We start from the raw sequence: 25,500 nt of genomic DNA on the forward strand, positions 1-25,500 counted from the left end.
CTCCTTAATGCCCTGCCGGACAGGTTGCGCAGCGATGCTGCTGCTCGAACTGGCTGAAGAAGTTATTACCTTTGTCATCCACTAATACGAAGGCGGGCATATTTTTAACTTCCATCATCCACACCGCTTCCATTCCCAGTTCTGGATATTCAAGACACTGCAGACTCTTCACGTACTGTTGCGCCAGTAGGGCTGCGGCACCGCCAATGCTGCCGAGGCTAAATCCACCGTGTTTGTGACAGGCATCAGTGACCTGCTGGCTGCGGTTACCCTTGGTGAGCATAATGAGGCTGCCGCCTTGTGCCTGGAAAGCATCGACATACCCATCCATGCGCCCACCGGTGGTGGGTCCCATTGAGCCGCAGGCCTGATTTTCCGGGGTTTTGGCTGGACCAGCATAGTAAACGATATGCTTTTTCATGTATTCCGGCATCGGTTCACCGTTATCCAGTCGCGCTTTGATGTTCGCGTGAGCGATATCGCGAGCCACAACAATCGGGCCGCTTAACGACAGACGTGTACCAATGGGCAAGGCGGAGAGATCATGCAGGATCTCACGCAGCGGACGATTCAGATCCAGTTGTACGGTCTGGGCGCCGTTTTCTACCCGGTGAGAATCGGGGATAAATTTGCCCGGATTATGCTCGAGTTTTTCCAGCCAGATACCGTGTTTATTAATTTTGGCTTTAATATTGCGGTCGGCAGAGCAGGAGAGGGCCATCGCGATTGGGCAGGAGCCGCCGTGGCGCGGTAAGCGAATTACGCGAATATCGTGGGCAAAGTATTTGCCGCCAAACTGCGCCCCGATGCCAAACTCACGGCTGGCATTGAGCAACTCGGCTTCCAGCGCCGTATCACGGAACGCCTGGCCCAGCTCATTCCCGCTGGTGGGCAGATTATCGTAATATTTGGTTGAAGCCAGTTTGGCAACTTTCAGCGTCTGGTCGGCGGATAAGCCCCCAACCACAAAAGCGATGTGATACGGCGGGCAAGCGGCTGTACCCAGTGATTTCATTTTTTCGATCAGGAACGCGGTGAGCTTTTCCGGCTGCAGAATGGATTTGGTTTCCTGGAATAACGCCGCCTTATTGGCAGAACCGCCGCCTTTGTTAACGAACAGGAATTTATATTCATTACCCGGCGTGGCGCTGATGTCGATTTGCGCCGGCAGGTTTGTCTGAGTATTGACCTCGGTATACATGTCCAGCGGGGCATTTTGCGAGTAACGCAGATTGTTTTCGGTGAAGGTGGTATACACGCCTTTGCTTAAGGCTTCGGCGTCATCGCCGCCTGTCCAGACATGTTGTCCTTTGCAGGCCACAATGGTTGCCGTCCCGGTGTCCTGGCAGTTAGGCAGTACACCTTTAGCTGAAACCTCTGCATTGCGCAGCAGCTGCAATGCGACGTACTTATCGTTACCGCTGGCCTGTGGGTCGTGCAAAATGCTGGCAATCTGTTTTAAATGTCCGGCGCGCAGGAAAAATGAAGCCTCATAAAACGCCTGCTGTGCTAACAAGGTTAACGCTTCCGGTGCAACCTTGATAACTTCCTCTCCGTCTAACTCCGTTACCGTAACGTGCTGGTTACTCAGTAATTCATATTCGGTACTATCTTTACTCTGAACAAAGAGTTCCTGCCAGACAAATGGTTTAGACATGTTTACTTCTCACCTCTTCGTATTGTTTGCCGGATAAGCAATGTGCCATCCGGCGTAAAGTTATTTGGCTAAAAAGACGTTGGCTTTTGTCGCTTCGGCGACATATTCGATAGTTTTCTGGGCACGAACGCTGTTTCCGGCTTCATCAAGCGGCGGAGAATAGACCGCAATCGCATATTCGCCTGGGACAACGGCAACCATGCCGCCGCCGACGCCGCTTTTCGCCGGAATGCCAACGGTGTACAGCCATTTACCGCTGCCGTCGTACAGTCCGGCAATTGCCATTTCTGCCAGTACCTGTGGAACATATTTCTCATTCAGCAACTGTTTGCCGTTGAACGGAGATTTGCCTTTGTTCGCCAGTACGGCACCCATTTTGGCCAGTTGCTCAACGGTGATATCCACCGAGCACTGGCGGGTATAAATTTCAACGGCTTCGTCAGTGTTGCCATAGAAGCTGTTATAGGATTCCATCAGTTTGGCCAGCGCCTGATTGTGCTGGTTGGTTTCCATTTCAGATTTGAAAACCGGTTCGTTCACGGTGAGAGTGGCATCGGCCCAGACGTTCAGGTTGTCGAGGATTTTGTTCCAACGATCGGTTTTGTCTTTGGCTTCAATCAGGCTAACGGTGCTCATGGCCCCGGCGTTTACCAGTGGGTTTTCAGGCGCGCCTTTGGTCAGTTCAACGGCCAAACCTGAGTTGAACGGCATGCCGGTGGCATTGGCGCCAAGTTTATCCAGCACTACCTGAGGACCGTGCTGCTCCATGGCGAGCGCCATGGTGAACACTTTACTCAGGGATTCCATTGGGAAAGGTTTGTTAACATCGCCAACCTGGTAGATCTTGCCGTCCACCGTCGCAATGGTGATGGCAAAATTTTTCGGGCTATAGGTCGCCAGAGCAGGGATGTAGTCGGCGACTTTTCCATCGTTATTACTTTTGTACTTCTGATGAGCCTGTTCTATCAGCTTGGCGTAGTCGGGCGTGGTTTGCGCGAATGTGGTTGCGCTAAACAAGACACTGAAAGAAAAGAGACTCACGCCGAGAATTGTTTTATTCATTATGCATTCCTGTTGGTGTGCTCATCTTGATGCCGGATGGCGGCGTACCGCCTAATCCGGCCTACGGATAGTTAAACGTTATGTAGGCCGGATAAGCGCAAGCGCCATCCGGCAATAACGTAGTATCAGGACAAAGCGACTTCCGTTTCGGTAACCGGGCGTTCCTGTTCCGGTGACTTCACTGGCGCAGTTCCACGGCAACCCTGGCCGAAGTGTTCGCCTTCCCAACGGCCCACAATGGCAGCGCCCATGGCGTTACTCATGACGTTGGTAGCGGAACGACCCATATCGAGGAACGGATCGACGCCCATCAGCAGGATCAAACCCGCTTCCGGAATGTTGAATTGGTTCAGTGTGGCGGCGATAACGACCATCGAGGCACGCGGTACACCCGCCATCCCTTTAGAGGTCAGCATCAGAATTAACAACATGGTAATTTGCTCGCCCATGCTCAGTTCGATGTTGCACGCCTGAGCAATAAAGACAGTGGCAAAGGAGCAATAAGCCATGGAGCCGACCAGGTTAAAGGAGTAACCGATAGGCAGAACGAAGCTGGCAATTTTTGAGGAAACGCCGAATTTTTCCAGCTTGTCCAGCGTACCCGGGAAGGCGGCTTCAGAGCTTGAAGTGGTAAAGGCCAGCAAAGCGGGTTCGAGGATTGATTTAGTTAACCGTGCGATGCAAGGCCCGACGATCATAGTAGACAGGCCAATCAGGATCGCCCACAGCATACCCAGCGTCAGGTAGAACTCACCCATGAAGATCCCGGCGCTAACCATCACACCCAGACCACGTTCGGCAATCAGACCTGAAATAGCGGCAAAAACGGTCAGTGGCGCAAACAGCATGACGTAACCCGTCAACTTCAGCATCACGTGCACCAGTGAATCCAGCACTTTCACAATAGGGTCGGCTTTTTCACCAATCGCAGCGAGGCTGCAACCAAGGAAGATTGAGAACACGACGATCTGCAGAATTTCGTTACGCGCCATCGCATCGACAATACTGGTCGGTACCGCGTGTGAGATGAACACTTTCAGCGTGAATGGCTCTGACTTAACGGCGGCAACAGCGCCGACGTCATGTGGCACAAAGTTGATACCTGCGCCTGGCTGGAAGATATTAACGATAACCAGACCCAGCGCGATTGACAGCAATGACGCGCAAATAAACAGGAAGAAGGTTTTCGAAAATATACGTCCGAGCGTTTTGGCATCACCCATTTTGGCAATACCCACAACCAGAGTTGAAATAACCAATGGTGCGATAATCATTTTCACCATACGTAAGAATATAGTGGTAAAAATGGAAATATCTGCTGCATAAGATTTTGCTGTTTCAGCCGCGGCCATATTATTTATGGCCACCCCGGCAATCATGCCGAGTATCAGGCCTAATATGATCATCTTCGTTAAACTTATTTTCTTCATGTGTACTCCATCGGATAAAGGTTGGTAATTGGAATTGTGTAGGGTGGCGTGCGCCTGAGCCTGGACAGCAGCTCAGACGCACGCCTGTTGTGACCAACCGCATGAATAATTCGAAGCACTGTGATACAGCTGAATTCTGTGCCCCAATGGTTGTTATTGTGTTTTTTGTTACAAGTCGAACTCAATACTTAATAATGGTGCGTGTTGCTGTGCACCATAAACATCATTGTCACCGACGTTACCGGAAATAATATCGCGCGGCATGACGATTTTTACGGCATTCGCCGGATCGAACCATACAATATTGTGAATAAAGTCAGGTTTAACGTTATATAAACCGGCAATAAGCTGCGGTGTTAATTGCTCTGAGCGTTTTACGCGCTGATAATCTTCCCGGGTTTTAAATAAAATATCTAAAACCAGTTCGTACGGTCCGGCGTTTTTCGAGCGAATAACTTGTGCCAGTGAACAAATTGAGTGTTTCATGCCTGAACTCCTTCTGGCGTCACCTGTTCAATGTGGAAATCAAAACGCAGCGCATCGCTCGCTTCAATCAGGTGATAGATCGAGAACTCATACACCGGTCCACTCTGAATATCAGATGGCGAGAACGGGAAGGCGAGGTTGCCCGCAGTCGCAATGCGATTTTCATAGCCGTAGTGCAGCAGGGTAGAGCGCACCAGCGAGCAAACGCTGTTGGCGATGTCCTGCGTCGGCGCAACGACATCCAGTAAAATTCCCAGTTCATGGCCCGCAGTTTTCATCGGTTCATGGTTGCCCATCACACCGTTCTTACCGTACAAGTGGAACGTCATGCGGATACTGTCGTCGTTCAGGGAGAGGTTACGTGCAACGCTTGCCTGTACCTCTTCAAGAATCGTGTCAATCCCGGCAATCATAATCGGGTCGCGTGTTCCGGCGATGGTCAGGCAACGGAAGCCAACCTGGCGTGCACCTTCCAGTTTCAACGCATACGGTGTTTCTTCATGGCGTGAACCGCTGACATACACTTCACCCTCGTTAACCTGGGTAAAGGTGCACGCTTTCAGGTTCAGCACACCGCCTGGCCCTGGCAGGAAGTAAGGATCTGACTTCTCGTACAGGGTGTGCGCCGCAGCAGAAGTTTCAGTAAACTTACGCTTGGGATTGAACGCCTTCAGCGTAAAGCCGTTGTCGTCGATAATCCCCATCGCACAATCGGAGCCGGAGCCAGGGGTGGCGGCAATGGCAGCACACTCAAGGATCTTACCGCAATGAAGCGCCAGACCTTCATCAAAGCCCTGCATAATCGGCAGCGCGGCGAAGCAGGCCGGATCGTAGGCACGTCCGCCCAGGACCACCTGTGCACCGGCTTTCAGCGCACGCTGGAAAGGCTCGACGCCCATCTGCGCGACAATGTAGGTGCTCTCTTCAATGGCCTCGTGAGTCAGTTCAGGCACAAAATCGAGCGCGGTGATTTTGCCGTTATCCAGTGCCTGATGAACGATTTCTTTGTCGACATCAGACGGAATTAGCGCCATTGAGAAAGACAGTTTTTCTTCCTGCGCGATCTCATGGATTATTTGGCGACACCACTCCAGATGCGGAGCTGCGCCAGAACCACCGGCTGTGCCGATCACGACCGGGATGTTGTTCTTAACGCCTGCCATAATCATATAGCGCAGATCGCGTTTCACACCGGCCCTGTCGGTAAAGGGTTTACCTGCCCCCAGGTAGTGGGGGCCAGGATCGGAGGAACCTGCGTCAACAGCAATAAGATCCGGTGACTCTTCCATGGCTTTACGAAAACTTTCTTCCGGGAAGCCATAACCCAGGATAGCCGTAGGCGATAAGATCTTAAATGTGCGTGCCATCTCTTAATCCTTAGTTTGCAACAGCGCGATGGTGCGGTTCATTTCGTTAAACACGATGTTGAGACCTTCATCGAAACCCATACCCGGTTTGATCAGCATGCGCATTGGACGCGCGGCCAGCGCGACGTGTACGCAGGTACGAGCACTGATTTCCGTTTCGTTACAGGTACCGCCCTGATAGGCTTCCATTCCGTGTTTGTTGCAATACAGCACTGCATCAACGATGTTGTGAATACCGCCCAGATCCGGGGTTTTAATCTGCACCATGTGGCAGCTGCCCGCGTCGGTGAAGTCCACGATGTCCTGATAGGTGTTACACCATTCATCCGCAACGATTTTCACGCCGGAACCCAGACGAGTCAGCTCCTGAGTGATCTCGGTTAACATGCGGATCTGATCCGGCTTGTTACCGGCATCAACCGGGCCTTCAATGTACAGCGGTAGACCTTGAGCTTCGGCTTCCAGGCTGGCGATGTATTCGGCGCAACGCACTGGATCCATATCGAAGATCAGACCAATGGTGCCGTAGACATCAATATGCAGTGTCGGGTGATAGCTTTCGTTGGTGCGCAGGCTCAGGATGCGGTTAGACAACCAGCGGACGTACTCACGCAGTTTTTCACCTTTAAAGCCCAGCTTCTCTTCAACGTTATTGATCAGGGCATGCGGCAGGACATCCACACCTTTGAGGATCATCTTGTCGACGGCGATATAACGGTCGTCGCCGCTCTGACCAAATAACGGAATGGCTTCCGGAACGCATGGCAGTTGCCATTCATCACAAACCACTTCGGCTTTCAGACGACCGGTAGCCAGTGCCGCCGCGTCGAGCAGTGCCTGAGACAGACCATAACGTACGGCGGTATGCAGCAGATGGCCGTCAATACGCAATTCATCAAAGAAACGGGCGTTGGTCAGGAACGAATCAACGTCACGACCTTCCAGCAGCGGCTTGATGTGGTCGTTGAGGAACGGAATGAAGTTTTCAGCCAGGAACAGCGGGTCACGACCGCCTGCACCTGAATATTGCACCGCTGCGCAATCGCCCACAGCTACCGCGCCGTTTTCCAGAATCAGTTGTACGGAAACACATTCACCCGCCTGACGAACAGAGGTAAATCCAGGCGTGACCGGATCGCCGGTGTAGATAAACCCGTCATGACCGGCGCCATTTTTGATGGCCTGCTGATCGTCAAAATAAAATGAGGAGTAGCCAGCGGTGAAAAGGGCCTTTTTGATTTTCATTATGGTCTTCCTATTAATTTACTGTGGGATACGGCGTTGATGTCATCAATGACCATCTGGAAAGAAGGCTTGCGGCCTTCAAAATGTGCGCGCTCTGCGACATAGTCGTGGTGCAGGGCGAGAATATCTTTCGGCAGCGGCACGGCACCGGCTTCAAGAATACGGATTGCGCCTGTGTTATCGCGAACAGGCAGGATCTTACCGGCGTTACAGGCGGCAGGAGCGAAAGGTACATCCAGTACGCCAGCTTCAAAGGCCAGCACCGTACCGCGCGCAATGTCGCCATTGCCCAGTTCGAAGACTTTCTTCAACACCGCGCGGACTTCGCTCTTAATCAGGTCAACTTCCTGCTCCACGGAAGCGCACTGCGGGAATTTCTGGTCGCTGACCATGTTGAGCATCTGGCGTGACGCTTTCAGACCCTGGGCGTTAGCTGCCGCGGTTGGGATACCGAACGCTTCGTGCGGGCTTTTGGTGATCACTTTTGTGGCACCCGACATACCAGCAACCGCTGCACCCCAGGCGATAACGGAGAAGGCTTTCGCTTCATCTTCCGGGAATCCGCCCATCCACTGGTGGAAAACGGTGCTCAGTTCGTAATCGTCGAAGCCATGGTTATGGAAGTATTCGTGGGACAGTTCACGCAGCGCCTGAATAGCGGCGATATCCTGCGTCAGGCTACCGACCTGGCCGTAGCCGACGGTAATGGATTTCACGCCTTGTTCCAGCGCCAGCAGACCTTCAATAATCGCCACCGAGTGGGACATAAACGGCGGGATCAGGGTACCGGTCAGCGGGCCAAACGGCTCACGGTTGATGCGAATGCCGTTCTCTTCGTACAGACCCATCAGACGGTCGCAGTACTGCCAGTCGCGAATGGATTTTTCCAGGGTGACGCGTTTGGCGTAAGGGATGTTGTAGGAGATACCGCCGCCTTCGTAGCTGGTGAAGCCACTGGCCATGGCGATTTCTGCCAGCAGGCGCGCATCCGGCGTACCGTGGCGAACCTGGATCGGTTTTTCCAGCGATTCAGTCATCCGGCGGCAGGCAGCAACCCCGTGATTGACGACTGGTAAACCATTCAGCTTGGAAGTACCTGCTTCGATGGATTTCTGGATCCCGACAGCGGCTTCTTCATAGCGGTTCAGACGGGTATAGGCATCGATAGTACTCGGCAGGAGGTCGCACTCTTCCTGCAATGTTTTGAGCAGCGCAATATGCTCATCCATTAATGCTACGCCTGCACGTGGCTGGCTCAGGGTTTTACCTTCCTGATCGGCTTTCAGCAGGGCAAGGGAGAAGCGTTTTTTATCTGGAATTGATTGCTGGTACTTCACGCCATCTTCGAAGTTCTCAACGTCTTTGCCGGTTTCCCAGGTTTGTAATACCTGATGCCTTTCGGTCATGAATTCGTCATGGGTCAATTTTTTATTTCGAAGTTCCATTCGTAGCTGCCTTAAGTTTTATAGGGTTAAACACTGAATGCTGGTGCGAGCAGCGGCTTGCGGGTACAGCCTGGCGACGTTTGCCAGAAGCGGGAGCAGGCCATTTGAATCGCGGTAATACTCAAACTGATTCGGTAACAGAATTCTTTTCCCCTGGTCGTCCAGCTCCCGGTATTTGAGCCAGTTATGGATATCAAACTGGCTGGCGCGAGAGAGCCATCCCCCTGAACCGACGACTTTGCGTACGGTGGTGAGATCGCGACCCATCTGTAAATCCACGTTACCCACGCAGGTGCAAACCTGCTTTTTAGTGCCCGCGTGGCGCTCAGCGGCATAGCCCACGCATAAACCTGCCAGCAGGGTGTCGTAATATTTCTCTTCCTCACTGAGTGGCAGGTAATCCGGTTGCCCTACCAGATGGCGCAGGTAGCGGTAAAACGCTTCCTCGCGCTGTGGTTGTTGGGCGAAGATGACTTTCACCATATCCTGCGTGCTTTCTCCCACCACGACGGCGGAAACGCGCATGCCCAGGTCGCCTTCTACGGTACGTTTGACGAACGGTTCAGGAACACCATGCAGGACGGTATCGGGGGAGAGGGTATTCGCGCTTGCCGAATAGACATCCGTGGTGGCTCCGCCCATATCAATCAGCATGAATTCCTTCCATGCGCTGTCGTAATCGCTAATGGCTTTGACTAACTCATAGACCGTCCATGGCGTCGGCATTGGCTCTTCGCCTGTTTCGCCAACAATGACGTCCAGACCTTTGCCTTTGACAATGCGTGACAAGAACACATCACAAATCGCCTGGCGTGCGGCAAACGGATTCGGGTGATCGAGGTCAGGCAGAATGTTGTCTACCGTGGTCAAATCCTTATGTCCCAGAATCGTTTGTATTTCATCCTGAATGTCCCGGTTTCCGGCGTAGATAATGGCGCAATCAAGCTTTGAGCCTGCCAGCGCATGCGCATTCGCCAGGCCGTAACTTTCTTCGCCACCGTCTGTACCGCCGGTAAACAGCAGAATATCTGGAGGGGATGACTCCAGCTCCTGGATGTCATGACGGTTCAGCTTGTACGAATAATATTGCGCGATTTTCGCTCCTGCCGAATGGGCGGTAACTTTTGCCGATTCCAGCGTAATGGAAGGCACCAGCCCCATTGCTGCAACGGCAAGCCCACCTTTCGCTGAGGAGGAGTATTTCAACTGCACTTCACCACTTTTCAGTAACGGGCGAGCATCGGCAACATTCAGCACCTGATTCAGGCTGGCAAAAAAACCGTCTGCCAGATGATGTGTGGTGGTTGGGGTCAGGACATGGTTTATCAGGGTTAAATCCTCGCCTTCATGGGCGAAGAGGGCTGCCTTGGTCCATGTCGAGCCGATATCGACAGAAACTGTTTGCATCAGATGGCCTCTTCCAGGCAACGCTGTTCGAGGCCATTGTGTTGGTGAATATCATTAGTGATAAGCGCGCAAACATCTTCCAGATCGTGACTGGGGGCGAAGACCCGGTTAAAGCCCATCTCTTTAAACTTCACTTCCACATCGGCGAAGTCATGTTTACCGACGACCAGGTTGCCGCCGACGTACAGCAGAATGTCGCCAAGGCCGCGTTCGATGCAGCGCTCACGTAATCCGAGGCAATCAATGTCGCCATGACCGTAGATAGAGGACACCACGATGGCATCGGCGCCTGTTTCAATCGCAGCATCAATATATTCATCCTGGCTCACCATCACCCCGAGGTTGATTACGTGAAAATCATGAGCGGTAAAAACGCGATCCAGAACTTTATTACCTACTGCATGGCAGTCAGCACCGATGACGCCAATAACAAGTGTAGATTTCTTCATGGGTAATCCTCTGTAGGGCTGATGGTCAATAAGTGAAATTATTTTCTAATATTTAGAACATGGATTGTGACAACCTCTTAATAGGGTTGGAGTTTCTGTGGAAGCGAAAAAGGAAGCAATTGATCTATTTTCAAAATATCCTGAGAAAAATGATTGTTATATTTGGTTGTTATAAAATCCCTTTGTAATCAGTAGGATGTATCATATTTTCTTGGCCGGTTTTAATTTATTAGAAAAATGGGTAATAAATTACTTGCCATGTTTGTGATCGAAATCTTATTTTGTTATGCGCGCCATTTATGTCGTGTTTTTAATAATTTCAAAAACCACAATTACTAATTAACTTGTGAACGACGTAACGGTTTTTTATTTTTTAATCTTATATGTCACAATTCATTTTTGTTAATTTTAGGATAAAAATGATAATGAAATGTTTGTGGCATATTTAATCTTTGCCACATAAGTGCAGAGTGGGCGTTAAAGATAACTTTCAGTGATGATTTAAGCGAAACGCCAGCGTTTTCTCGCAGAACACCAAACGCAATGCATCGGTCAATGTGGAACGTTTTCTCTTCCAGCTGAGATAGTTACATCTCGGTGTTAATTATAAGTAAAATTTAAATGAATAATTTGTATGAAATAACAAGTCCATGACTTGCTAAACAAAAAACTGTGAGCTACCTAGCATTAGTGATTCTTTATCTGCTATCAATTTTGTCAGCCGGGCTGGTTAAAAGATCGTGTACATTTAAATAAATATCCTATCATTTGTAGTAACGGCAATTACTCATTGAAAAACATGTTGTTAACATCGCATTCACTAGTCATGCGAGTGTTAAACACTATTAACATTAAATTTGAAAATTGATTTAAATCAATGTTTAAAACTTGGAAAACAGCATCAAAAGAGGTTAAATTGCTGCAGATCAAATTGGTCTGAAAGTGGTAAATTAGCTATAAATTGATCACTATCGAAAAATGCAAATTTGTCTCGATAAAAACCTGTTTATTGTAAGGATTTTACGGCGTAATATAATTGCGGGATCAATTTGAGTGTTTTATTAACATGTTTGTAACCTTTCTCCATTGTCCTTTCTTCACAAGAGAAGAAAGAGTAGCGGCGTAAGGAAGCAGATAAATTTGTATTGGGGCATGCGTGTGACCCTTTCTAACGGGGTTCACTCTCGGAGTCTTCATGCGATGAGCAAGGAGTCATGATGTTAGATATAGTCGAACTGTCGCGCTTACAGTTTGCCTTGACCGCGATGTACCACTTCCTGTTTGTGCCACTGACGCTCGGTATGGCGTTCTTGCTGGCCATTATGGAAACGGTCTACGTCCTTTCCGGCAAACAGATTTATAAAGATATGACCAAGTTCTGGGGCAAGTTGTTTGGTATCAACTTCGCTCTGGGTGTGGCTACCGGTCTGACCATGGAGTTCCAGTTCGGGACTAACTGGTCTTACTACTCCCACTATGTAGGGGATATTTTCGGTGCGCCGCTGGCGATCGAAGGTTTGATGGCCTTCTTCCTCGAATCCACCTTTGTAGGTCTGTTCTTCTTCGGCTGGGACCGTTTGGGTAAAGTCCAGCATATGTGTGTCACCTGGCTGGTGGCCCTGGGTTCTAACCTGTCCGCGCTGTGGATTCTGGTTGCGAACGGCTGGATGCAGAACCCAATCGCAGCGGATTTCAACTTCGAAACCATGCGTATGGAGATGCTGAGCTTCTCTGAACTGGTGCTCAACCCGGTAGCACAGGTGAAATTTGTTCACACTGTGGCATCTGGTTATGTATGCGGCGCGATGTTCGTTCTGGGTATCAGCTCCTACTATATGCTGCGCGGTCGTGACTTCGCGTTTGCTAAACGTTCTTTTGCCATCGCTGCCAGCTTTGGTATGGCTGCCATTCTGTCTGTTATCGTTCTGGGTGATGAATCCGGTTACGAAATGGGCGACGTGCAGAAAACCAAACTCGCAGCGATTGAAGCAGAATGGGAAACTCAGCCTGCACCGGCTTCCTTTACGCTGTTCGGTATTCCGGACCAGGATGCGCAGGAAAACCATTTTGCGATTCAAATTCCTTATGCGCTGGGCATCATCGCCACCCGCTCTGTTGATACACCGGTCATTGGTCTGAAAGACCTGATGGTGCAGCACGAAGAGCGTATCCGTAACGGGATGAAAGCGTATCAGTTGCTGGAAGAACTGCGTGCTGGTACTACCGACCAGGCCGTTCGCGACCAGTTCAACAGCATGAAGAAAGACCTAGGTTATGGTCTGCTGCTGAAACGCTATACGGATAACGTCACCGACGCGACCGAAGCGCAAATTCAGCAGGCAACGAAAGATTCTATCCCTCGCGTTGCGCCGCTGTACTTCGCTTTCCGTATCATGGTGGCATGCGGCATTCTGATGCTGGCAATTATCGCGGTGTCCTTCTGGACTGTGCTTCGTAACCGTATCGGTGAGAAAAAATGGCTGCTGCGCACTGCGCTGTACGCGATTCCTCTGCCGTGGATTGCTATTGAATCCGGTTGGTTTGTCGCAGAGTACGGTCGTCAACCGTGGGCGATTGGTGAAGTGTTACCAACAGCCGTAGCGAACTCTTCGCTGACTGCTGGCGACCTCATCTTCTCGATGCTGTTGATTTGCGGCCTGTATACCCTGTTCCTGGTGGCTGAACTGTATCTGATGTTCAAGTTCGCACGCCTTGGGCCGAGTAGCCTGAAAACCGGTCGTTATCACTACGAGCAGTCCACTGTGACTTCTCAGCCGGCACGCTAAGACAGGAGTCGTCAAATGATCGATTATGAAGTATTGCGTTTTATCTGGTGGCTGCTGGTTGGCATTCTGCTGATTGGTTTCGCGGTCACTGATGGCTTCGACATGGGGGTGGGCATGCTCACCCGTTTCCTCGGTCGTAATGATACCGAGCGTCGAATTATGATTAACTCCATCGCCCCGCACTGGGACGGTAACCAGGTTTGGCTTATCACCGCGGGTGGCGCACTGTTCGCTGCCTGGCCGATGGTGTATGCCGCTGCGTTCTCCGGTTTCTATGTGGCGATGATCCTGGTACTGGCGTCTTTGTTCTTCCGTCCGGTCGGTTTTGATTATCGCTCCAAGATTGAAGACATGCGCTGGCGCAACATGTGGGACTGGGGCATCTTCATTGGTAGCTTCGTGCCACCGCTGGTGATTGGCGTGGCGTTCGGCAACCTGCTGCAAGGGGTTCCGTTCCACGTAGATGACTACATGCGTTTGTACTACACCGGTAACTTCTTCCAGTTGCTGAATCCGTTTGGTCTGCTGGCAGGTGTCGTGAGCGTTGGGATGATCATCACCCAGGGTGCGACCTATCTGCAGATGCGTACGGTAGGTGAACTGCATCTGCGTGCTCGTGCAACTTCACAGGTTGCGGCGCTGGTGACTCTGGTCTGCTTCGCGCTGGCCGGTGTATGGGTGATTTACGGTATTGACGGTTATGTTGTGACCTCAGCCCTGGATCATCATGCCGCCTCCAACCCGCTGACCAAAGAAGTGGCTCGCGTGGCTGGCGCATGGATGGTGAACTTTAACAATGCACCTATCCTGTGGCTGGTTCCTGCACTGGGCGTGGTTCTGCCGCTGTTGACCATTCTGACTTCTCGTATGGAGAAAGGGGCCTGGGCATTCGTCTTCTCTTCACTGACGTTAGCCTGCATCATCTTGACTGCCGGTATCGCAATGTTCCCGTTTGTGATGCCATCCAGCACCATGATGAACGCAAGTTTGACCATGTGGGATGCAACGTCCAGCCAGCTGACGCTGAATCTGATGACGTATGTAGCTTGTGTGTTTGTACCGATCATTCTGCTGTACACCGGCTGGTGTTACTGGAAGATGTTTGGTCGCATCACTAAAGAAGATATTGAAAGCAACACCCACTCTCTGTACTAAGTAAGGAGCTTAAAATGTGGTATTTCGCATGGATTTTGGGAACGCTTCTTGCCTGTGCATTTGGGATAATCACAGCGCTGGCGCTTGAGCACGTTGAATCAGGCAAAGCCGGACAAGAAGATAGCTAATGACCAACATTATCGCGATGTTATACAACGCGATGGACAAGCGCCCCTTGCGGGCGCTTTCATTTGTGCTGGCAATCGTATTGGCCGGCTGCATATTCTGGGATCCGTCACGTTTCGCGGCCAAAACCAGTGAGCTTGAAATCTGGCATGGTTTTCTGCTGATGTGGGCGGTCTGCGCAGGCATCATTCACGGCGTTGGCTTTCGTCCTCGTGCCGTACACTGGCAGGGTATCTTCTGCCCGCTGATCGCGGATATCGTCCTCGTTGTTGGTCTGTTTTTCTTCTTCTTTTGAATAAGAAACATCCTTAAATATTTATGGGCTTGCATAAGCCCATAATTTTTTACTCTCCGTTTACTTTCCCCCATTCCAAAGCACCATTCCCGCGCGTATAGTAGCGAAGTTTGAAAGCACTAACCTTTTGTTGCATTACCGGGATGTAAAGTGAATACAACGCTGTTTCGATGGCCGGTTCGTGTCTACTATGAAGATACCGATGCCGGTGGGGTGGTTTACCACGCCAGCTACGTCGCTTTTTATGAAAGAGCGCGCACAGAGATGCTGCGTCATCATCACTTCAGTCAGCAGGTCCTGTTGGCTGAACGTGTAGCCTTTGTGGTGCGCAAGATGACCCTCGAGTATTTTGCGCCTGCCCGGCTCGACGATATGCTCGAAGTTCAAACCGAAATTACGTCAATGCGTGGCACCTCTTTGGTTTTCACGCAACGCATTGTCAACGCAGAGAACACCGTGCTGAATGAAGCCGAAGTTCTGATTGTTTGCGTTGATCCACTCAAAATGAAGCCTCGTGCGCTTCCCAAGTCTATTGTCGCGGAGTTTAAGCAGTGACTGACATGAATATCCTTGATTTGTTCCTGAAGGCAAGCCTTCTGGTTAAACTTATCATGTTGATTTTGATTGGTTTCTCAATCGCATCCTGGGCCATTATTATCCAGCGGACCCGTATTCTTAATGCTGCTTCACGTGAAGCCGAAGCATTTGAAGACAAGTTCTGGTCCGGCATTGAATTGTCGCGCCTGTACCAGGAAAGCCAGGGGCGTCGTGATAATTTGGCTGGCTCAGAACAAATTTTCTACAGCGGGTTCAAAGAGTTTGCTCGTTTGCATCGGGCAAATAGTCACGCGCCGGAAGCGGTCGTTGAGGGGGCTTCCCGTGCGATGCGTATCTCGATGAACCGTGAGCTGGAAACGCTGGAAACGCATATTCCATTCCTCGGAACCGTTGGCTCCATCAGCCCGTATATCGGTCTGTTCGGTACCGTTTGGGGGATCATGCACGCATTTATCGCGCTGGGCGCGGTAAAACAGGCGACGCTGCAAATGGTTGCACCGGGTATCGCGGAAGCGTTGATTGCAACGGCTATCGGTCTGTTTGCGGCAATCCCGGCGGTTATGGCCTACAACCGTCTGAACCAGCGCGTGAACAAACTGGAACTGAATTACGACAACTTTATGGAAGAGTTCACCGCGATTCTACACCGCCAGGCGTTTACCGTTAGCGAGAGCAACAAGGGGTAAGCCATGGCCAGAACGCGTGGACGAGGTCGTCGCGAACTCAAGTCCGAAATCAATATTGTACCGCTGCTCGACGTACTGCTGGTGCTGTTGCTGATCTTTATGGCAACCGCACCGATCATTACGCAGAGTGTGGAAGTCGACCTGCCGGATGCGACCGAATCGCAAGCCGTCAGCAGTAACGACGAACCCCCGGTCATTATTGAAGTTTCCGGTATTGGGCAATACAGCGTGGTGGTTGAGAAAGATCGTATGGATCAACTGCCGCCGGAGCAGGTTATCGCGGAAGCGAAAAGTCGCCTGCAGACCAATCCGAAAACGGTCTTTTTAATCGGTGGTGCGAAAGACGTGCCTTATGATGAAATAATTAAAGCGCTGAACTTGTTACACAGTGCAGGCGTAAAATCGGTTGGCTTGATGACGCAGCCAATCTGATGACGGCGTTTTGCTGGCTTGAAAGATAGCACGTAACAGGCGAACAGTTTTTTGGGAACCGAGAGTGTCAAAGGCAACCGAACAAAACGACAAGCTCAAAAGGGCGATAATTATTTCAGCGGTGCTGCATGTCATTTTATTTGCAGCGCTGATCTGGAGTTCGTTCGATGAGCACATTGATGCTTCAGCCGGCGGCGGTGGCGGTTCGTCCATCGACGCCGTTATGGTCGATCCTGGCGCCGTTGTGCAACAGTACGACAGGCAGCAGCAACAGCAGGCAAGCGCGAAACGTGCTGAAGAGCAGCGTGAAAAGCAGGCGCAGCAGCAAGCTGAAGAACTTCGCGAGAAACAGGCAGCTGAGCAAGAGCGACTGAAGCAGCTGGAAAAAGAACGCTTAGCCGCGCAGGAAAAAGTGCGCGAACAGGCGGAACAGCAGAAGCAAGCTGAAGCCGCCGCCGCGAAAGCGCAAGAGCAACAGAAACAGGCTGAAGAAGCTGCGGCGAAGGCTGCTGCAGACGCGAAGGCTAAAGCTGATGCACAGGCGAAACAAGCGGCAGATGCCGCGAAGAAAGCCGCTGCTGACGCACAGAAAAAAGCTGAGGCGGAAGCTGCTAAAGCCGCTGCTGATGCGAAGAAAGTTGCCGAAGCACAAGCTGCTAAGGCTGCCGCGGACGCTGCGAAGAAAGCACAGGCTGAAGCCGCTAAGCAAGCAGCAGCCGAGAAAGCTGCCGCTGAGAAAGCAGAAAAAGCCGCCGCCGCGAAAGCGGCCGCTGCTGAAAAAGCGGCGGCTGATAAGAAAGCCGCAGCGGAAAAAGCAGCAGCAGACAAAAAAGCTGCAGCCGAGAAAGCCGCTGCCGATAAGAAAGCTGCGGCAGATAAAGCAGCTGCTGCTAAAAAGGCTGCGGCCGAAAAAGCCGCTGCAGCCTCTGGCGTTGACGACTTGTTGGGTGACCTGAGCTCCGGTAAGAATGCACCGAAATCGGGCGGTGGAGCGAAAGGAAACGGCCAACCGGCGAAAGATAGTGGTACAAGTGGTGCCAATGGCGGTGCATCTGGTGCTGATATCAGTGCTTACGCATCTCAAATTCGTAATGCGATCCAGAGCCGTCTGTATGGTGCAGATTTGTATGCAGGTAAATCTTGCGTATTACATATCAAGTTAGCACCCGATGGTCTGTTACTGGATGTGACCGAAGAGGGTGGGGATCCAGCATTGTGTCAGGCTGCGCTGACGGCTGCGAAAACCGCCAGAATTCCTAAACCGCCTAGCCAGGCAGTTTATGAAAAAGTAAAAGATGCCAAACTGGACTTCAAACTGTAATAACGACCCCTGAGAAATCAGGGGAAACGGTCTAAGGTTGATACTGAGTTGTGGTAGTTTTGTGTATTTGAGTTTGTTAACATTCTGCTAAATTATCGTGGGCTTTCCGTCCAGATAAGGGAGATATGATGAAGCAGGCATTACGAGTAGCATTTGGTTTTCTGATGCTGTGGGCAGCGGTGCTGCACGCAGAAGTACGTATCGAGATCACCCAGGGGGTGGACTCGGCGCGCCCGATTGGTGTTGTCCCCTTCCAGTGGGCAGGACCGGGTGCTGCACCTGAAGATATCGGTGGTATCGTAGGTGCTGACCTGCGTAACAGCGGTAAATTTAACCCGTTAGACCGTTCTCGTCTGCCTCAGCAGCCTGGTACCGCGCAGGAAGTTCAACCTGCCGCTTGGTCTGCGCTGGGCATTGATGCCGTAGTCGTCGGCCAGGTTACGCCGAACCCGGATGGTTCTTACAGCGTTGCCTATCAGCTGGTTGACACCGGTGGCGCACCGGGTACCGTACTGGCACAGAACACTTATAAAGTGAACAAGCAGTGGCTGCGTTACGCGGGGCATACTGCAAGTGACGAAGTGTTTGAAAAACTGACCGGCATTAAAGGTGCATTCCGTACCCGTATCGCTTATGTTGTTCAGACCAACGGTGGTCAGTTCCCGTACGAATTACGTGTGTCCGACTACGATGGTTACAACCAGTTCGTGGTACACCGTTCTCCGCAGCCGCTGATGTCTCCGGCGTGGTCTCCGGACGGTTCAAAACTGGCGTACGTAACCTTCGAGAGTGGTCGTTCTGCACTGGTTATTCAGACGTTGTCTAATGGCGCGGTTCGTCAGGTAGCGTCGTTCCCACGTCACAACGGTGCGCCTGCGTTTTCTCCGGATGGCAGCAAACTGGCGTTTGCCCTGTCTAAAACCGGTAGCCTGAACCTGTATGTCATGGACATTGGTTCCGGTCAGATCCGTCAGGTGACGGATGGTCGTAGCAACAACACGGAACCGACCTGGTTCCCGGACAGCCAAAACCTGGCCTTTACATCTGACCAGGCCGGTCGTCCGCAGGTATATAAAGTTAACGTCAACGGCGGTGCTCCGCAGCGCATTACCTGGGAAGGTTCGCAAAACCAGGATGCGGATGTGAGCAGCGACGGTAAATTTATGGTAATGGTAAGTTCGGCCAACGGTCAGCAGCACATTGCTAAACAAGATCTGGTAGCGGGTGGCGTACAAGTTCTGTCGTCAACGTTCCTGGACGAAACGCCAAGTCTGGCACCTAACGGCACTATGGTAATCTACAGCTCTTCTCAGGGGATGGGATCCGTGCTGAATTTGGTTTCTACAGATGGGCGTTTCAAAGCGCGTCTTCCGGCAACTGATGGACAGGTTAAATTCCCTGCCTGGTCGCCGTATCTGTGATAATAAATAATTGATTAATAAAGGAATCATTGAAATGCAACTGAACAAAGTGCTGAAAGGGCTGATGATTGCTCTGCCTGTTATGGCTATTGCAGCGTGTTCTTCTAACAAGAACGCCAGCAATGACGGCAGCGAAGGCATGCTGGGTGCCGGCACTGGTATGGATGCAAACGGCAGCGGCAACATGTCTTCTGAAGAGCAAGCGCGTCTTCAGATGCAACAGCTGCAGCAGAACAACATCGTTTACTTCGATCTGGACAAGTACGATATCCGTTCTGATTTCGCTGCAATGCTGGATGCTCACGCTAACTTCCTGCGTAGCAACCCGTCTTACAAAGTCACCGTAGAAGGTCATGCGGACGAACGTGGTACTCCTGAGTACAACATCTCCCTGGGTGAGCGTCGTGCGAACGCCGTTAAGATGTACCTGCAGGGTAAAGGCGTTTCTGCTGACCAGATCTCCATCGTTTCTTACGGTAAAGAAAAACCTGCAGTACTGGGTCATGACGAAGCGGCTTACGCCAAAAACCGTCGCGCCGTACTGGTTTACTAAGAGAATTGCATGAGCAGTAACTTCAGACATCATCTGTTGAGTCTGTCGTTACTGGTTGGCATAGCGGCCCCTTGGGCCGCTTTTGCTCAGGCGCCAATCAGTAGTGTCGGCTCAGGCTCGGTCGAAGACCGTGTCACTCAACTCGAGCGTATTTCTAACGCTCACAGTCAGCTTTTAACCCAACTCCAGCAACAACTCTCCGATAATCAGTCCGATATTGATTCCCTGCGTGGTCAAATTCAGGAAAATCAGTATCAGTTGAACCAGGTTGTTGAACGCCAGAAGCAAATATTGTTGCAGATTAATAATCTTGGCAGCGGTAGTGCGCCTGCGGCGCAGTCTGCAGGTAGTGATCAGAGTGGGGCAGCAGCAACCCCTACGCCTGACGCGGGCGCAGCGGCAGCGTCAGGAGCCCCGGCGCAGACTGGCGATGCGAACACTGATTACAATGCGGCCATTGCTCTGGTGCAGGATAAATCCCGCCAGGATGATGCGATTGAAGCATTTCAGAACTTCATCAAAAAGTACCCAGACTCGACTTACCTGCCAAATGCGAATTACTGGCTGGGTCAGTTGAATTACAACAAGGGGAAAAAAGATGATGCAGCGTTCTATTTTGCTTCAGTAGTTAAAAACTTCCCGAAATCACCAAAGGCTGCAGACGCGATGTATAAAGTCGGCGTCATCATGCAGGACAAAGGTGACACAGCAAAAGCTAAAGCCGTTTATCAGCAGGTTATCACTAAATACCCTGGCACTGATGGCGCGAAACAAGCGCAAAAACGCCTTGGCGCGATGTAATGAACACCATGCGACCAGAAATCGTGTTAATTCTGGTCGCGTCGTGTGATTCCTAAGCAGTTGAGTTATTTACATCGAAATTTTTGTTGCGCTAAAATCTGAAATCAGTAATATATGCCGCCGTTGCCAAGGGATATCAAACAGCCCGAAAGCGGCAAAAAAAGTGGGTCGTTAGCTCAGTTGGTAGAGCAGTTGACTTTTAATCAATTGGTCGCAGGTTCGAATCCTGCACGACCCACCAATCGCTAAGGTGGAACGCGATTGTAAAACGTGAAGGATAACGTTGCGTAAGCAACGGCCCGTAGGGCGAGACGAAGTCGAGTCATCCTGCACGACCCACCACTAACTCAGTTAGTAAGTAGTATCCAGCGTAGTATCGGGTGATTAGCTCAGCTGGGAGAGCACCTCCCTTACAAGGAGGGGGTCGGCGGTTCGATCCCGTCATCACCCACCACTCGGGGCGTTAGCTCAGTTGGTAGAGCAGTTGACTTTTAATCAATTGGTCGCAGGTTCGAATCCTGCACGCCCCACCAATTTATTGGTGGTACCGAGTAAAAATTTTCAGGTTATACCCGAGCGGGTCGTTAGCTCAGTTGGTAGAGCAGTTGACTTTTAATCAATTGGTCGCAGGTTCGAATCCTGCACGACCCACCAATCGCTAAGGTGGAACGCGATTGTAAAACGTGAAGGATAACGTTGCGTAAGCAACGGCCCGTAGGGCGAGGCAAAGCCGAGTCATCCTGCACGACCCACCATCCTGAAAGTATAAAGAAGTAAACCCCATAAGGGGGCGTTAGCTCAGTTGGTAGAGCAGTTGACTTTTAATCAATTGGTCGCAGGTTCGAATCCTGCACGCCCCACCAGTGTAAAAAAGCGCCCTAAAGGCGCTTTTTTGCTATGCGCAGGATTTCATGATTCGAACCTGCAGCAGGTTCGGGTCGAACGAAGTGAGACAACGGAGCCGTTTACGGCGATGACCCGAAGGGCGAGCGTAGCGAGTCATCCTGCACGCCCCACCAGTGTAAAAAAGCGCCCTAAAGGCGCTTTTTTGCTATGCGCAGAATCAACGATTCGAACCTGCTTGCCTGATGCGCTTCGCTTATCAGTCCTACAGACGACACTATTCACGTAGGCCGGATAAGACGTCAGTCGCCATCCGGCATTCATCACACGCAATTATTGTGACTTTCTTACGCCAATCCGCTATCTTGTTTAGCATATAAAACAAATCTAACCGAATACGGCGTGCGTCACGCTTTTAATCGGTTATTTCGTTAAGCTAGTAAAACGAGAAAGCAAGATGAGCGTGATGTTTGATCCAGAAGCAGCAATTTATCCGTTTCCGCCGAAGCCAGCCCCGCTGAGTGTGGATGAAAAGCAATTTTATCGTGAAAAAATCAAGCGCCTGTTGAAAGAGCGTGATGCCGTTATGGTCGCGCACTATTACACCGATCCTGAAATTCAGCAATTGGCCGAAGAGACCGGTGGCTGTATTTCTGATTCTCTGGAGATGGCGCGGTTCGGCTCAAAACATTCTGCCTCTACGCTGTTGGTTGCAGGAGTGAGGTTTATGGGGGAAACCGCCAAAATCCTCAGCCCGGAAAAGACCATCCTGATGCCGACCTTACAGGCGGAATGTTCATTAGATCTGGGTTGCCCGATTGATGCTTTCAGCGCGTTTTGCGATGCGCATCCTGATCGTACTGTGGTGGTTTACGCCAATACCTCCGCTGCCGTTAAAGCACGTGCGGACTGGGTTGTCACGTCCAGTATCGCGGTAGAACTTATTGAGCATCTTGATAGTTTAGGTGAAAAAATCATCTGGGCTCCGGACAGACATCTGGGCAACTACGTGCAAAAACAGACCGGTGCAGACGTTCTTTGTTGGCAGGGGGCCTGTATCGTCCACGACGAATTTAAAACTCAGGCTTTAACACGCATGAAGGGGCTTTACCCTGATGCTGCGGTGTTGGTGCACCCGGAGTCCCCTCAGTCTATAGTTGATATGGCCGATGCGGTTGGCTCAACCAGCCAGTTAATCAACGCAGCTAAATCGTTACCGCATCAACAACTGATTGTGGCGACTGACCGGGGCATTTTTTACAAAATGCAGCAGGCCGTTCCGGATAAAGAATTGCTTGAAGCGCCGACGGCTGGCGAGGGGGCAACCTGTCGCAGCTGTGCGCATTGTCCGTGGATGGCGATGAACGGCCTCAAGGCGATTGCTGAGGGCCTGGAACAAGGCGGAGCGGCTCATGAGATACATGTTGATGCTGCGCTGCGAGAAGGGGCGTTGTTGCCGTTAAACCGCATGTTGGAATTTGCGGCTACACTTCGAGCTTAATTAATTTTTTTGCTCTGGGGGAAAAGATGGACTTTTTTAGCACGCAGAACATTCTGGTACATATTCCGATCGGCGCTGGCGGTTACGATCTGTCGTGGATCGAAGCTGTGGGGACGATCGCCGGGTTGCTGTGTATTGGTCTGGCGAGTCTTGAGAAAATAAGCAATTACTTCTTCGGCCTGATAAACGTCACGCTGTTTGCGATTATCTTCTTTCAGATCCAGCTCTATGCAAGCCTGTTGCTGCAAGTTTTCTTCTTTGCCGCCAACATCTACGGCTGGTATGCCTGGTCCAGGCAAACTAACCAGCATGAAGCGGAACTGAAAATTCGCTGGCTGCCGTTACCAAAAGCGATCGGCTGGCTGGCGGCTTGCGTGGTAGCGATCGGTCTGATGTCGGTCTATATCGATCCGGTCTTTGCATTCCTGACCCGCATTGCGGTGAACATTATGCAGGCATTAGGATTACAGGTTGTTGTGCCTGAGTTGCAACCCGATGCATTCCCGTTCTGGGACTCCTGCATGATGGTGTTGTCGATTGCGGCGATGATCCTGATGACGCGCAAATACGTCGAAAACTGGCTGCTGTGGGTGATCATTAACGTAATAAGCGTAGTGATTTTCGCCCTACAAGGCGTATATGCCATGTCGCTGGAGTATATGATCCTGACGGTTATCGCCCTGAATGGTAGCAGGATGTGGATTAACAGCGCGCGTGAGCGGGGTTCCCGCGCGCTGTCCCATTAATGGTGATGATGTGAATGGCCGGACACGCCTTGGTACAGGTGGCAGTCCGGCCCATTGCACGGCTGATACTCCATCTGGATCGTCGCGTGTTCAATCTGGTAGTGGTGGATAAGGAAATGCTGAATACGTTCCAGCAGGGCATCATGATCGTGCGGCGGGATCACCTGCACATGCAGCGTCATTACCGGTTTTTCACCCACCATCCAGACATGGACATGGTGTACATTGCGGACTTCGGGGATATCCCGGCTGAGATGGCGCTGCAGTGCGGCAATATCCAGCGTCAGCGGGGCACCTTCCAGTAATTCATTAACGCTATCCTTTAACAGTCGCCAGGCGCTGCGCAGTACCAGCACGGAAACCAGAATCGAGAGAATCGGGTCCGCAGGCGTCCAGCCCGTCCAGATAATAATAAGCGCAGCGATGATCGCCCCGACCGAGCCGAGTAAATCGCCCATCACATGTAGTGCCGCGGCGCGGACGTTCAGGTTTTTCTCCTCACTGCCGCGGTGTAGAACCCAAAAAGCCAGCACGTTGGCGAGTAAACCTGCGACGGCTATAACCATCATCATACCGCCTGCCACGGGGCGGGGCGTATGAAAGCGCTCAATGGCTTCCCAGACGATTAAAATAGTGATCACGACCAATGCGATGGCATTAACAAACGCGGCCAGTGTCGTGAGCCTCAGCCAGCCGAAGGTGTGTCGTATTGTGGGCGGTCGATGGGAAAACCGGACGGCCAGCAGCGCGAAAAGGAGCGCTGCGGCATCAGTGAGCATATGCCCGGCATCAGCCAACAAGGCCAGTGAACCTGAAAGTATTCCACCTACCACTTCAACCAACATAAATCCGGCTGTAATGCAGAATGCAAACATCAAGCGGCGGGCATTATTGTCCTTGGGTTGCTCAGAGGAATTATGAGTATGCGAGTGCGCCATTATGCCATCCCTTTGTTATTCTCATCTTTACTGTATGCCATCATACCGTTTTTGGGATGATAAAATTAAAAAGGAGAGCTATTGCTCTCCCGTTATTAGCTTTATTTTCAGCGTTACTGCGTAGTGCCATCAGTTTTTGTCTCGGCATCATTATTAATGCCGTTTCCGGTCTCAACCTTCTTATTCACATCAGGGCAGCGACCGTCCTTACACATGGTGTTTTTGTGCATCTCGTCTTTGGTCATCCCTTCATGGTTCATTGATGAACCGTTCGGGTGCAGCATTGTGCCACCCGAATTCACGTTACTGTTGTCGATGTTATTTGGTGCCACGTTTTCGCGTGCGTCTGGGGCGACCTGGCCGGCATCCGCCGAGGAATTTGCCTGGCCGTTATTGGACTGCGTATTGGTTTCAGCAGCCAGCGCCGCGCCGCTGGCGAGGCTGAGTGTAGCGGTAAGAAAGAGTGAAGCCAGCTTTGTCATATGCATAATATGCTCCTGTTATGGTCGATATGTCGGATAACGTCTTCCAACAGTGCATGTGCCAGTTACATCATCAATATGTGGTTAATAGTTTTGCCTGAGAAATTAAACCCAGCATAGAATCTTGAAATTTATGAAAATTAAAGCTGTTACAGTTATAAATTGTAGGTTGGATCTCGTTTTTCGCTACTTTATTGTGTTTTTTTGGCCAATTCCAGGATTAATCCGTCCAAAGTGTAAAACCCCGTTTACACTTTATGACTGAAGATATAGATTGGAGGGATTGCATTCATTTATATAAGTATGGC

At 51.1% G+C, this 25,500-nt stretch carries 24 protein-coding genes, 5 tRNA genes and 1 other RNA gene; 19 read left to right on the top strand and 11 right to left on the bottom strand.

The genetic code is table 11. From position 1 onward, the window contains the following. Nucleotides 1-4 precede the first annotated feature (4 nt). From OGV89_RS19150 to glmS, 9 genes are all read right to left on the bottom strand, one after another. On the bottom strand, nucleotides 5-1,657 hold the full coding sequence (locus OGV89_RS19150; protein ID WP_003022941.1) for a class I fumarate hydratase: 1,653 nt from the start codon (nucleotides 1,655-1,657) through the stop codon (nucleotides 5-7). 60 nt (nucleotides 1,658-1,717) lie between these two features. Continuing rightward, nucleotides 1,718-2,719 carry a glutaminase A gene (glsA, locus tag OGV89_RS19155; protein ID WP_032942734.1) on the bottom strand — a complete coding sequence of 334 codons (1,002 nt, stop codon included), beginning with the start codon at nucleotides 2,717-2,719 and terminating at the stop codon, nucleotides 1,718-1,720. Nucleotides 2,720-2,844: 125 nt separating this feature from the next. Further along, nucleotides 2,845-4,149: a dicarboxylate/amino acid:cation symporter gene (locus OGV89_RS19160; RefSeq protein ID WP_003022946.1), complete on the bottom strand. Its 1,305-nt coding sequence runs from the start codon at nucleotides 4,147-4,149 to the stop codon at nucleotides 2,845-2,847. A 168-nt stretch (nucleotides 4,150-4,317) separates the two neighbouring features. Then, nucleotides 4,318-4,635 carry a DUF4387 domain-containing protein gene (locus tag OGV89_RS19165; protein ID WP_008320068.1) on the bottom strand — a complete coding sequence of 106 codons (318 nt, stop codon included), beginning with the start codon at nucleotides 4,633-4,635 and terminating at the stop codon, nucleotides 4,318-4,320. Beyond that, nucleotides 4,632-6,002: an acyclic terpene utilization AtuA family protein gene (locus OGV89_RS19170; protein ID WP_003835421.1), complete on the bottom strand. Its 1,371-nt coding sequence runs from the start codon at nucleotides 6,000-6,002 to the stop codon at nucleotides 4,632-4,634. The genes OGV89_RS19165 and OGV89_RS19170 overlap by 4 nt, the downstream gene beginning before the upstream one ends. A 3-nt stretch (nucleotides 6,003-6,005) precedes the next feature. Next, nucleotides 6,006-7,247 (bottom strand): methylaspartate ammonia-lyase, encoded by a 1,242-nt coding sequence (locus tag OGV89_RS19175; RefSeq protein ID WP_003022953.1) that lies wholly within the window; start codon nucleotides 7,245-7,247, stop codon nucleotides 6,006-6,008. Next, nucleotides 7,247-8,692: a methylaspartate mutase subunit E gene (locus tag OGV89_RS19180; protein WP_044712647.1), complete on the bottom strand. Its 1,446-nt coding sequence runs from the start codon at nucleotides 8,690-8,692 to the stop codon at nucleotides 7,247-7,249. The genes OGV89_RS19175 and OGV89_RS19180 overlap by 1 nt, the downstream gene beginning before the upstream one ends. Nucleotides 8,693-8,710: 18 nt before the next feature. Further along, nucleotides 8,711-10,099 (bottom strand): methylaspartate mutase accessory protein GlmL, encoded by a 1,389-nt coding sequence (gene glmL, locus OGV89_RS19185; RefSeq protein WP_003835417.1) that lies wholly within the window; start codon nucleotides 10,097-10,099, stop codon nucleotides 8,711-8,713. Continuing rightward, nucleotides 10,099-10,548: a methylaspartate mutase subunit S gene (gene glmS, locus OGV89_RS19190; protein ID WP_003022963.1), complete on the bottom strand. Its 450-nt coding sequence runs from the start codon at nucleotides 10,546-10,548 to the stop codon at nucleotides 10,099-10,101. The genes glmL and glmS overlap by 1 nt, the downstream gene beginning before the upstream one ends. Before the next feature lie 1,217 nt (nucleotides 10,549-11,765). On the opposite strand from glmS, the gene cydA reads away from it, so the two are divergent. The 19 genes from cydA (at nucleotide 11,766) to pnuC (ending at nucleotide 23,772) form a co-directional block, all read left to right on the top strand. Further along, entirely contained in the window at nucleotides 11,766-13,334 is a 1,569-nt protein-coding gene (cydA, locus tag OGV89_RS19195; protein WP_003022965.1) for a cytochrome ubiquinol oxidase subunit I, read from the top strand. 15 nt (nucleotides 13,335-13,349) lie between these two features. Beyond that, nucleotides 13,350-14,489: a cytochrome d ubiquinol oxidase subunit II gene (cydB, locus tag OGV89_RS19200; protein WP_003022968.1), complete on the top strand. Its 1,140-nt coding sequence runs from the start codon at nucleotides 13,350-13,352 to the stop codon at nucleotides 14,487-14,489. A gap of 14 nt (nucleotides 14,490-14,503) precedes the next feature. Then, the gene (cydX, locus tag OGV89_RS19205) at nucleotides 14,504-14,617 is read left to right on the top strand and encodes a cytochrome bd-I oxidase subunit CydX (RefSeq protein WP_003022970.1); all 114 of its coding nucleotides are present in this window, start codon (nucleotides 14,504-14,506) and stop codon (nucleotides 14,615-14,617) included. Then, nucleotides 14,617-14,910, top strand: a complete 294-nt coding sequence (gene ybgE, locus OGV89_RS19210; protein ID WP_003022971.1) for a cyd operon protein YbgE — start codon at nucleotides 14,617-14,619, stop codon at nucleotides 14,908-14,910. The genes cydX and ybgE overlap by 1 nt, the downstream gene beginning before the upstream one ends. Nucleotides 14,911-15,060: 150 nt before the next feature. Next, complete coding sequence (gene ybgC / locus OGV89_RS19215; protein ID WP_003835413.1) at nucleotides 15,061-15,465, top strand: tol-pal system-associated acyl-CoA thioesterase; 405 nt, start codon at nucleotides 15,061-15,063, stop codon at nucleotides 15,463-15,465. Beyond that, complete coding sequence (gene tolQ / locus OGV89_RS19220; protein WP_003022976.1) at nucleotides 15,462-16,154, top strand: Tol-Pal system protein TolQ; 693 nt, start codon at nucleotides 15,462-15,464, stop codon at nucleotides 16,152-16,154. The genes ybgC and tolQ overlap by 4 nt, the downstream gene beginning before the upstream one ends. Before the next feature lie 3 nt (nucleotides 16,155-16,157). Next, complete coding sequence (gene tolR / locus OGV89_RS19225; protein ID WP_003022978.1) at nucleotides 16,158-16,586, top strand: colicin uptake protein TolR; 429 nt, start codon at nucleotides 16,158-16,160, stop codon at nucleotides 16,584-16,586. Between the two features lie 64 nt (nucleotides 16,587-16,650). Beyond that, the gene (gene tolA, locus OGV89_RS19230) at nucleotides 16,651-17,907 is read left to right on the top strand and encodes a cell envelope integrity protein TolA (protein WP_003022980.1); all 1,257 of its coding nucleotides are present in this window, start codon (nucleotides 16,651-16,653) and stop codon (nucleotides 17,905-17,907) included. 128 nt (nucleotides 17,908-18,035) lie between these two features. Next, nucleotides 18,036-19,328, top strand: a complete 1,293-nt coding sequence (gene tolB / locus OGV89_RS19235) for a Tol-Pal system beta propeller repeat protein TolB (protein ID WP_003022981.1) — start codon at nucleotides 18,036-18,038, stop codon at nucleotides 19,326-19,328. A 34-nt stretch (nucleotides 19,329-19,362) separates the two neighbouring features. Continuing rightward, nucleotides 19,363-19,881 (top strand): peptidoglycan-associated lipoprotein Pal, encoded by a 519-nt coding sequence (gene pal, locus OGV89_RS19240; RefSeq protein WP_003022983.1) that lies wholly within the window; start codon nucleotides 19,363-19,365, stop codon nucleotides 19,879-19,881. Between the two features lie 9 nt (nucleotides 19,882-19,890). Then, entirely contained in the window at nucleotides 19,891-20,682 is a 792-nt protein-coding gene (gene cpoB / locus OGV89_RS19245; RefSeq protein ID WP_003847309.1) for a cell division protein CpoB, read from the top strand. A gap of 165 nt (nucleotides 20,683-20,847) precedes the next feature. Further along, nucleotides 20,848-20,923, top strand: a tRNA-Lys gene (locus tag OGV89_RS19250). 137 nt (nucleotides 20,924-21,060) lie between these two features. After that, nucleotides 21,061-21,136: transfer RNA gene (locus OGV89_RS19255), tRNA-Val, on the top strand. A 3-nt stretch (nucleotides 21,137-21,139) separates the two neighbouring features. Next, a tRNA-Lys gene (locus OGV89_RS19260) sits at nucleotides 21,140-21,215 on the top strand. A gap of 45 nt (nucleotides 21,216-21,260) precedes the next feature. Further along, nucleotides 21,261-21,336: transfer RNA gene (locus OGV89_RS19265), tRNA-Lys, on the top strand. A gap of 133 nt (nucleotides 21,337-21,469) precedes the next feature. Next, nucleotides 21,470-21,545: transfer RNA gene (locus OGV89_RS19270), tRNA-Lys, on the top strand. 22 nt (nucleotides 21,546-21,567) lie between these two features. Then, nucleotides 21,568-21,701, top strand: a non-coding RNA gene (locus OGV89_RS19275) — RtT sRNA. 281 nt (nucleotides 21,702-21,982) lie between these two features. Continuing rightward, on the top strand, nucleotides 21,983-23,026 hold the full coding sequence (nadA, locus tag OGV89_RS19280) for a quinolinate synthase NadA (protein ID WP_003837113.1): 1,044 nt from the start codon (nucleotides 21,983-21,985) through the stop codon (nucleotides 23,024-23,026). Between the two features lie 26 nt (nucleotides 23,027-23,052). Further along, the gene (gene pnuC / locus OGV89_RS19285) at nucleotides 23,053-23,772 is read left to right on the top strand and encodes a nicotinamide riboside transporter PnuC (protein WP_003022990.1); all 720 of its coding nucleotides are present in this window, start codon (nucleotides 23,053-23,055) and stop codon (nucleotides 23,770-23,772) included. On the opposite strand, the gene zitB is transcribed toward pnuC, so the two are convergent. Further along, the gene (gene zitB / locus OGV89_RS19290; protein ID WP_003022992.1) at nucleotides 23,769-24,710 is read right to left on the bottom strand and encodes a CDF family zinc transporter ZitB; all 942 of its coding nucleotides are present in this window, start codon (nucleotides 24,708-24,710) and stop codon (nucleotides 23,769-23,771) included. The genes pnuC and zitB overlap by 4 nt on opposite strands. A 113-nt stretch (nucleotides 24,711-24,823) precedes the next feature. Beyond that, a complete protein-coding gene (locus tag OGV89_RS19295) occupies nucleotides 24,824-25,198 on the bottom strand; it encodes a YbgS-like family protein (protein WP_003837110.1) in 375 nt (124 codons plus the stop codon). Between the last annotated feature and the right edge of the window lie 302 nt (nucleotides 25,199-25,500).

The sequence above is a fragment of the Citrobacter sp. Cf125 genome (assembly GCF_030333935.1).
Lineage (GTDB): Bacteria > Pseudomonadota > Gammaproteobacteria > Enterobacterales > Enterobacteriaceae > Citrobacter > Citrobacter freundii.